This is a genomic window from Bacillus sp. SRB_8, from assembly GCF_003264205.1.
Lineage (GTDB): Bacteria > Bacillota > Bacilli > Bacillales > Bacillaceae_G > Bacillus_A > Bacillus_A mycoides.
This window is the reverse complement of sequence record NZ_NADT01000031.1, coordinates 1-7,748: the sequence shown is the minus strand read 5'-3', so window position 1 is coordinate 7,748 and position 7,748 is coordinate 1. Positions and strand designations below refer to the sequence as shown.

At 36.8% G+C, this 7,748-nt stretch carries 11 protein-coding genes; 4 read left to right on the top strand and 7 right to left on the bottom strand.

Annotated elements, in window-relative coordinates; all coding sequences use genetic code 11:
* Positions 1-295 precede the first annotated feature (295 nt).
* A complete protein-coding gene (locus B5P40_RS24575; protein ID WP_113710089.1) occupies positions 296-904 on the bottom strand; it encodes a recombinase family protein in 609 nt (202 codons plus the stop codon).
* A 917-nt stretch (positions 905-1,821) separates the two neighbouring features.
* Here B5P40_RS24575 and B5P40_RS24570 point away from each other — a divergent pair.
* Positions 1,822-2,106 carry a chromosome segregation protein SMC gene (locus B5P40_RS24570; RefSeq protein WP_113710088.1) on the top strand — a complete coding sequence of 95 codons (285 nt, stop codon included), beginning with the start codon at positions 1,822-1,824 and terminating at the stop codon, positions 2,104-2,106.
* On the opposite strand, the gene B5P40_RS24565 is transcribed toward B5P40_RS24570, so the two are convergent.
* From B5P40_RS24565 to B5P40_RS24540, 6 genes are all read right to left on the bottom strand, one after another.
* Positions 2,103-2,630, bottom strand: a complete 528-nt coding sequence (locus B5P40_RS24565; RefSeq protein WP_113710087.1) for a helix-turn-helix domain-containing protein — start codon at positions 2,628-2,630, stop codon at positions 2,103-2,105. The genes B5P40_RS24570 and B5P40_RS24565 overlap by 4 nt on opposite strands.
* Positions 2,631-2,646: 16 nt before the next feature.
* Positions 2,647-2,865 carry a hypothetical protein gene (locus B5P40_RS24560; protein ID WP_113710086.1) on the bottom strand — a complete coding sequence of 73 codons (219 nt, stop codon included), beginning with the start codon at positions 2,863-2,865 and terminating at the stop codon, positions 2,647-2,649.
* 37 nt (positions 2,866-2,902) lie between these two features.
* Entirely contained in the window at positions 2,903-3,094 is a 192-nt protein-coding gene (locus tag B5P40_RS24555; protein WP_113710085.1) for a hypothetical protein, read from the bottom strand.
* On the bottom strand, positions 3,095-3,757 hold the full coding sequence (locus tag B5P40_RS24550; protein WP_113710084.1) for a hypothetical protein: 663 nt from the start codon (positions 3,755-3,757) through the stop codon (positions 3,095-3,097).
* Between the two features lie 11 nt (positions 3,758-3,768).
* Positions 3,769-4,050 carry a helix-turn-helix domain-containing protein gene (locus B5P40_RS24545; RefSeq protein WP_113710083.1) on the bottom strand — a complete coding sequence of 94 codons (282 nt, stop codon included), beginning with the start codon at positions 4,048-4,050 and terminating at the stop codon, positions 3,769-3,771.
* Positions 4,051-4,224: 174 nt separating this feature from the next.
* Positions 4,225-4,728 (bottom strand): hypothetical protein, encoded by a 504-nt coding sequence (locus B5P40_RS24540; RefSeq protein ID WP_113710082.1) that lies wholly within the window; start codon positions 4,726-4,728, stop codon positions 4,225-4,227.
* Positions 4,729-5,795: 1,067 nt separating this feature from the next.
* On the opposite strand from B5P40_RS24540, the gene B5P40_RS24535 reads away from it, so the two are divergent.
* From B5P40_RS24535 to B5P40_RS24525, 3 genes are all read left to right on the top strand, one after another.
* Entirely contained in the window at positions 5,796-5,990 is a 195-nt protein-coding gene (locus B5P40_RS24535; RefSeq protein ID WP_113710081.1) for a hypothetical protein, read from the top strand.
* Positions 5,991-6,269: 279 nt separating this feature from the next.
* Positions 6,270-6,608 carry a hypothetical protein gene (locus B5P40_RS24530; RefSeq protein ID WP_105588298.1) on the top strand — a complete coding sequence of 113 codons (339 nt, stop codon included), beginning with the start codon at positions 6,270-6,272 and terminating at the stop codon, positions 6,606-6,608.
* A gap of 19 nt (positions 6,609-6,627) precedes the next feature.
* A complete protein-coding gene (locus B5P40_RS24525; protein ID WP_113710080.1) occupies positions 6,628-7,161 on the top strand; it encodes a hypothetical protein in 534 nt (177 codons plus the stop codon).
* Positions 7,162-7,748 lie beyond the last annotated feature (587 nt).

The following is a 7,748-nucleotide window of genomic DNA, read 5'->3' as shown; positions in this document are numbered from 1 at the left end:
GCTTTATTATCCCTACCTTATGTGATTTACTCATTCTGAGGCTGTTCCTGTGAGGTTTTTGTGTTTCTATAAATACAAAACTAAGGTGATAGATTAAAGACGCTGTATGAGGCTATTAGGGATATTAAATAAGGTGTGCGGTGATGGGGGTTGCACAGCTATAAAACATCTTTAAATGTTGATATATCAACATTAGGGTTGTGCCGATTTGGTCAAAATGTAATTTTACTGCCGAGTTGCCCTTAATACGTGACCAGTCTCAAAACTTTTTTCTAGCACAAATAAGACCACACTATTAAAGTGTAGCCTCGTATTCTTTGATTTTCTTATAGAAGGTCGCTTTCTTCATGTCCACTTCTTTCATAAATGCCACCGCTGTTATCTTTCCAGCTTTCCAATCCTTGTACAGTTTGTTCCATTCCTCAGGAAGTTCCATTGCTGGACGTCCTAAATGTTTCCCCTTCTCTTTAGCAACAGCGATTCCCTCAGATTGACGCTGTTTAATAGTTTCTCTCTCCTGTTCAGCCATTGAAGTATAAACCTCGATAATTATGTTGTTAATCATATCTATAACCCATTCTTGCCCTTCAGGGACGTCTTGCATTGTAGTAGGAAGGTCTATGATCTTTACTCTGATACCTTCATTCTTGAACTGTTCTAAATAGCTTTTAATTTGCTGTTTATTACGTCCTAAACGGTCAATAGACTTTATATAAAGCGTGTCGCCACTTCTCATTGATTTAAGCATATTTTGAAATCCTTCACGTTCCATATCTTTACCACTAGCTTTATCTCTATAAATATACTTCTCGTCACTTACATAGTTTTTTAATGCCTCATGTTGTCTATCTAAATTCTGTTCCTTAGTTGAAACTCGCATGTATCCAAAATTGATTCCTGTCATTGTTAAAACCACCGTTTCTATTAGTTGATAAATTTAATATACACGAACCGTCTATAAAGGTCAATTATTTTGTAGACGTTCATAAAGGTTTATTTTCTTTTGTTAATAGACGCTATAAGGACAGTTTTTTTACTGTCTATTAAGGTGTACCTTTGTAGACCGTTTTTTATAGACTGTTTTCTTTATGGAAACTACCCAATCACAACTCATCATTTCTGAGTGAGGCATTTTCCTAGCACAGAAACAAGGGGTGTCCCTCAATCAAAAGTCTACTATCAAAATGGAATGGCTAGGGCATGGCTATATAGGGCGTTGTAGGGACACCATGCCATTCACCACCACACCACCATATCGCTACACATACAGTATAGGTAGTGGTAGCAAGGCGAGGCACGAGGTCATGGCACTGGAATGGTAGCACCAACCCCACTGACAGTAGGTAGTAAGAGTAGTAGTAGTGCAGACAGTAGTGACTCAGTGAAGTGAGATAAGAAAGAAGAAGAGGAAAGCAAACAAACACGAATGAGAATAACAAGATCAGCGAGATAAATGAATAGAACGAAGCGTGACGGAACGTGGCGAGGATTGGTGGTAACGTTATGCGGTTACGTTGCGACGCCTATTATATTATTTTATATAGATATAGGGGTATACACAGGGGGCTAGGGGTGTATATATGGGCTGTCTGGTCACCGCTAAATATACACCACAATTTTGAAATGTTTTTGGGGCTAACTCGTTCCACACAGGCGTCTACAAGGCGATTATCTTTTGATTCGTGAACAACTACCCATTAACTTTGCTGTACAGCGTCATAGAGAAGGGGGGTGGTTATGGTTTTTGCTATAATCAAATAACCGAGTTCTAAAAATAAAATTTCGCAATAGAATCAGAAACATTTTGGGAGGTCAGCTGCCATGACGGAAAATGAGAAGAAATTATTGGAACAGATATATGCAAAAGTATGTGATATGGAAAAGACAGTGGATAGAATAGACAGTAGTTTAAATAACGTGGACAGTAAAATGGATGATTTAAATGGGGAAGCCTCAAAATCAGTAGAAAGTAAGTTGGACGATGCAAAGGGTGTACATGCTGGAATAAAAGCTACATTCGAACAGGGTTTTGCCGATGTACACAAGGGATTGGCTGAAATTAAAGAAGTAAAACAGATAAAGAAAAACGGAAAGCCAGTTCATTAAATTAGAACTTTGCTTTCCTCGGCTTTCTTCAGATATTTAACTATTGTTGGACGACTCACACCTATTTCAACAGCTATTTTAGAAACACTCATACCTTGTTCCGCAAGTTTACACATCTTCTCTATATCTTTATCTGTAACTATGCGTACAGATTTTTTCTCATTACTCATTCGATAAGGGTCAACACCACAAACATGCTTTTGATTCTCCTTAGTTAGCAACCACATAGGACGTGCAAACCATTCTTTATGACATTTGCTACATTGATGTAAGATACTTGCATTAGGATTGATATAAGTATTGAGTGGTGTCACAGTTCCACTGTACATAGCGTCAAGTTGTCGCTGATATGAGGCTGTTCTTCTTAGCTTTTCATTTTCCTTTGCATTATGGAGATCAGTCTGTTCTTTAACTCTCATGTCTTCAATCTCTCTAAAAGTGAGAGGAACAATAGTTGTCTGTTTTACTACCTTCATTTGTGCCAATTTCTTCAGCCTCTTTTTACGTTGTCTTTTATTTGCCATAATAGTTCCTCCTTGTTTACTTGTTAAAAGTGTAGCTGGGCGGTAGTTTTGCAACCTTCACACGTACAGCAATGGTTTTACTTTCACTATCTTTTTCAACCTTGAAAACTGATGCTATAGGGCTGTTTTCTAGCCTCTTAATGTGCTTTGGTACAGTCGTATATATATCCCACAATTTTGAGGAATGTTCATATACAATAACTGTCTCTTGTTCTTCCTTGTCGTAATAAGCCATTTCTCTATCTCTCCTTAAATATAAAAACCCCCACCGATTACTCGGCCGAGGTTTCGTCTTCTTCTTTATTCTTATTTCTTCTGAATCTCATCATTGCATAAGGTGTAGCAACTATAATTTGTTCGTTACGTGCTGTGATATAGCGGTTAATTGCATTTTCGTCCATCGGTGTAGGTTCAATCTTTACAGCCTCTTGTTTCAAGCCTTGAGTAATTTTATCTAGTTGCATTTATTTCACGTCCTTTGGTTTACGGATTTCAGATGGCATGTTTCCACTGCAAGCACTGAAAATGTGCATACGGTCAATAACGGCTTTTTGAGATTCACTGTAATGTAAATTCGTAGCATCGAACTCAAATAAACGCTGGAAACCTCTATTGGATTCCATAACTGTTTCATCGTCCAGAAACTCACTCATAGTATCCATTAGAGGTGCTTGCTGGTTTCGAACTTCCCTAGCGTAATCAGTAATGGCTTTAATCAACTCATAACGTACAGAATCGACCATATCATTTACATGAAGTTTGTCCTTAGTTTTTAAATCCTTGCCGTACGTGGCTTGAATTGTAGGGGCATACTTCTGCTTCAGGGCTGTGAAATCGTCCTTCAATTGTTCTTGCAATGAGTTAATAAGCTGTACCTCTTCATTGAATTTAGTAAGCTGTTGCGATAACAGAATATACTCACTTACATTTTCAGTAGCAAACTCTCTGTCCATTAAAGTTTGAGAATGTTGAGTCGATAGCTTTGCCAGGCGTTCATTTAAAGCCTCTTCTCGTTTTTCCAGTACTTCTTTCTCAGCCTCATAACTTGCAAGTACCTCTTTAGTTGCTGTAAATAATTCCATCTCTTCAATAGCTGTATCAATAGCGGTTCTATCAATTCTTAACATTTCATTTCCTCCTAATTGTTTTCTCTGTTTTGTTTTAGTGCGACAATGCGACCTACTGAAATTAGTTCTAAATTTGATACTGAAAGTTCTTGTAATGCTTTATGGAATTTTGATTTATAGTGAACGGTGAATTGTAGCAAACCGTTTTCCAGTCGGCTAAGATCAGCAACATCCACTTTCATATGGGAACTAAATTGAATCAAAGTAAGATTGCGTAAACGCCTCACTTCTCGAATGTAGCGATAGTCGTAATCATGATAGAAAGGTACATCTTCTTTGCTGTACAATGACATATGTTTCACCTCCAATAATTTTGGGATTAAGGGTAAATAAAAGAGGCGTAGCAATTAAGCCACACCTCGAAAATAAGTACATAGGAGAAGTACAATTATTCACGTAGGAAACCTTAAAGATTTCCTTACTCTATAGTTTGTGACCACTAGGTCTGTAACAGGTCGCCTTTGGGTTTATTTAAGTAAGCCCTTATCCTTCAGAACAGTCCTAACAATTTCATTCATTAAATCACTTTTGTTGCCATGTTTGATACCGTCTAAGAAGCTAATAATATCTTTGTCCCAATAGAAACCTCGGTAAGTTCGGTTTTCACTTTCTTCTTGGTTTTGAAGTAACAGTACATCGATAGAATCTAACTCGCTAGTAACTGTCTTTCTACTAGCTTTTACGTTACTTTCCTTTGCTGGTGTTTCAATAGTAGATGCTATTTCTTTGAAAGCTTCAATGCTAGCATTTACTATCTTCACGCTTTTACTTGATTCAAGAAATTCTGTATAGTCCTGATCCAAAGGTTCTGTACCTTCTCCAATGAACGTCCAGCCCTCTTTCCTAATGAATTTATAGCCAGCCTTTTTAAGTGAAGCACTTAATTTTTCCTTACCAACAGCAATCTCTTTACCTAAATCAGCTAATGATTTACCTTGTTTTAGTGCCTCTAAAATATCTTTAATCTTCATTGTCTTCACCTCAATTAAATTATTTCGTCTTAGGTATGTAATTTCCTTCTATGTTGCCTCAATGGTCGTTTAGTACACTAGTATCACCTTAAATGATTTAATTTGCCTCAGTCTCATTTTGTTTTACGATATATGGTAACGAGAATAATAATATCGAAGAATGCTTGATTTTGTAGGGTGGATAGCTGTAAAATGAAGACAACCTAATATGAACGGAAACACAAAAAAACCATTTCCTCCATGTTAACGTTTCTCAGGCGTTAGCACTTCAACGGAAATGGCTTCTTGTAACCTAGTGTATCTCACCACACTAAGTTAAATTTGTTAGACCTGAACACAACAGGACTAACTTGATGACTTCATTGTACCTTGTAATCTACGCTTTTTCAACTAGTAAAAATTAGTTTGCAAAAGTCTTAGATAAATGACAGGGTTCTACAAAAGGCGTTATCTCTTTAACTTGTGATAGTGACAGGTTATTGAGGTAACGCCTTTTCGTGTTCCGTTCAAAGTGGAATTGCCTGAAACCACTTAAAAAACTGATTGGATAGCCCACGTTCGTGCAGAGAGTACAAGTCATACTCTTACAAAGGGGGCAACCCGTAACGGATTCCTATTCATTCGTTGCGGGAAGGTGAGAACGACCTTTAACGGTTCGGGTGGTAGCCATTAGCATTGCGGTGCTAGGGAACACGTTCAGCTTGTCGCACAGGGGTGGCTTTGTGTAGAGGACAAGCCTTAGGCAAAGGGCGTGTACGGTGAAAGCTGTTAAGTGAATAGGGTCATACATACGGAACACTGACGAAGCAAGGCATGGCAAGAAACCGTTTGAAAGACGCTTATCCCTCCTATTCTGATTGACTATTATTTTTTGTAGTCTCTCAGTCTAGGGGATAAGTCTGCCTTCCAGCCGTTTTCCTAACATCGCTTCAGCATGATAAAAAACCTCAAAACCTAAAGTCAAGAGATTTAAGAGACTTTAACCCCCACTAGCTAAGATAGAGGAAAATGGGGCTTAAACGATATATAGATTACGAACTATACTAATTAAAGGAGATGGGGATTAGGTGGCATATAAAGATACAGTACGTGGGGTAAGAGTACGTCTTAAAGAGTTACGAAAAATGAAAAAGGAAAGAACACTTAATGAAAGAGAACTGGGAGAGTTAAAAGAACTAGAATCAAAAAATAAAGCAAGAAGATTAGCAAATAAGTTAGTACGAGATGCTGAATTAGAGGGGAAAACGAAAAAGGACGCCTAGTCTTAAAGACTAAACGCCAAAAGTGAATAGATAAGATAAAGTCCATAGAGTGGGAGTGAATCCCCTCGCCCTTTTATGAGTATATCATAGAATCAGGTTATAAAGAAAAACAAATAATAGTTAAGTTGGTTAAGTGGTGGGGGAAATGTAGAGTAAGAGAATAAAGATCAGAAATAAAAGTAGGGGAATTGATGGAATAAGATTTATATAATAAGATTTATGAGAAGTAAAGGGGTTAAAAGTTAAGAAGTAACGTTACGACTACAGGGAGGAAACTATATGAAGAAACGTACAGTTGAATTTTATAAAACCGTCAACGAGTTGATTCAACTTCTTGATATTCCAGAAAACGAACGTGAACTTGATGAAGAACAAAAGCAATATATGGTAGCTACTCAAGAGGAAGAATGTTGGCGTAAACATCCAAGTCTACCTTTGGAAATATCATCATGGGGGCGTGTTTACCGTCCAGCATTCATTGATTCAAAGAATTGTATTCGTGAAGGTAGATTGCTTAATCTGTCAGCTAATCAGTCAGGTGTCGTTGGCATAACCTTCAAACGTGATAGCAAACGCAAGCGTTTCACAGTCCGTAAACTTATTGAGGAAACGTTTTAAAACTAGGGGGATGCAATAAATGGCTATTGATAGAAGAGGTCCTAAGTTTTATCGTGTTATTCAAGTAGAAGTAGAAGTAGAAGTAGAAGAAGATAATGGAGAGTCTAGAGAATATTCTTGTTTAGCTGATGGAAGAGGCACTGTTTATTCAAAGGAAGATGTAAAAGCACTGTTTGAGGAAATCAAAGAGTTTTATATGCGTGAAGATATGCCTAATATAGATGACTACAATAAGGATAATCAGTTATTAGATTATATGAAGTGTGTGTCTATTTCGTTAGAAGAAGATGAAATGGGTAAATATTTAACGCCTAAGGCTAGGTATACATATAAGAAGTTTAATAGTGATAAAAGAAATTGGTCTTTTAAGTGTGATTGGTGCGGTGAGAAAGTATCTAGTAAGACTAATGAGGGTTACTATTCAGCGTATGACCGTGATTTTAAAGGTAATAATTTTGATAGAGGTTGTTCGGAGGATTGTGCTAGGTTAATTTGGAAAGACAACTTTAAACACTGGGCACATGAACATGGGTATAGTAAGTTTTTTGAGTAAACAAGAAAACCCCCTACCAATCAATTAAGATCAGTAGGGGAAATGAGTTTATTATTAACTTGTATATAACTATTCATTAAGAGAAAATAACATTGCTTACGCCATGTCATTCACTACGTTCATTCCATGCAATATTTAAAAGTAATACTATAATATCTATCACTATCATATCTGTTAATAGGATTATTTATAGTTATCATAGTTTAGTTTTTAGTTATTATGCGAAGCACCGAACGAAGTGAGGTAATGTTTTATCTTTATTACTGTTGATAGATATAGTTAGTTACAGTTATTTAAGTTCTTGTACTCTTATGTTTGCGAATGCCCCCTATTTTACAGTGCCTCAATTGTAAAGTTTTTGAAAGAAGTCATGAAAGCAAGCGTATCAAGGGTTCAAGACGTTCGCAATTTAGACACATTTATAAATAGTAGTGTCTGAGAACCTGAGGGAAATCGCTGTAATTCATAATCATAATTTGAAAGTCCTTAAATCAGGTACTTTGCTGTGATTATAAAATGCTGTGAAGTACTGATATGACTGGGTTTTTGAAGTCTATTAGTCACAAGGGATTAACACTGTGATAAGA

Excerpts from the sequence above, each read along its gene's own strand:
- B5P40_RS24530 (WP_105588298.1), top strand. The coding sequence starts at position 6,270 with ATGAAGAAACGTACAGTTGAATTTTATAAAACCGTCAACGAGTTGATT.
- B5P40_RS24565 (WP_113710087.1), bottom strand. The coding sequence starts at position 2,630 with ATGGCAAATAAAAGACAACGTAAAAAGAGGCTGAAGAAATTGGCACAA.
- B5P40_RS24550 (WP_113710084.1), bottom strand. The coding sequence starts at position 3,757 with ATGTTAAGAATTGATAGAACCGCTATTGATACAGCTATTGAAGAGATG.
- B5P40_RS24575 (WP_113710089.1), bottom strand. The coding sequence starts at position 904 with ATGACAGGAATCAATTTTGGATACATGCGAGTTTCAACTAAGGAACAG.
- B5P40_RS24570 (WP_113710088.1), top strand. The coding sequence starts at position 1,822 with ATGACGGAAAATGAGAAGAAATTATTGGAACAGATATATGCAAAAGTA.
- B5P40_RS24540 (WP_113710082.1), bottom strand. The coding sequence starts at position 4,728 with ATGAAGATTAAAGATATTTTAGAGGCACTAAAACAAGGTAAATCATTA.
- B5P40_RS24545 (WP_113710083.1), bottom strand. The coding sequence starts at position 4,050 with ATGTCATTGTACAGCAAAGAAGATGTACCTTTCTATCATGATTACGAC.
- B5P40_RS24560 (WP_113710086.1), bottom strand. The coding sequence starts at position 2,865 with ATGGCTTATTACGACAAGGAAGAACAAGAGACAGTTATTGTATATGAA.
- B5P40_RS24525 (WP_113710080.1), top strand. The coding sequence starts at position 6,628 with ATGGCTATTGATAGAAGAGGTCCTAAGTTTTATCGTGTTATTCAAGTA.
- B5P40_RS24555 (WP_113710085.1), bottom strand. The coding sequence starts at position 3,094 with ATGCAACTAGATAAAATTACTCAAGGCTTGAAACAAGAGGCTGTAAAG.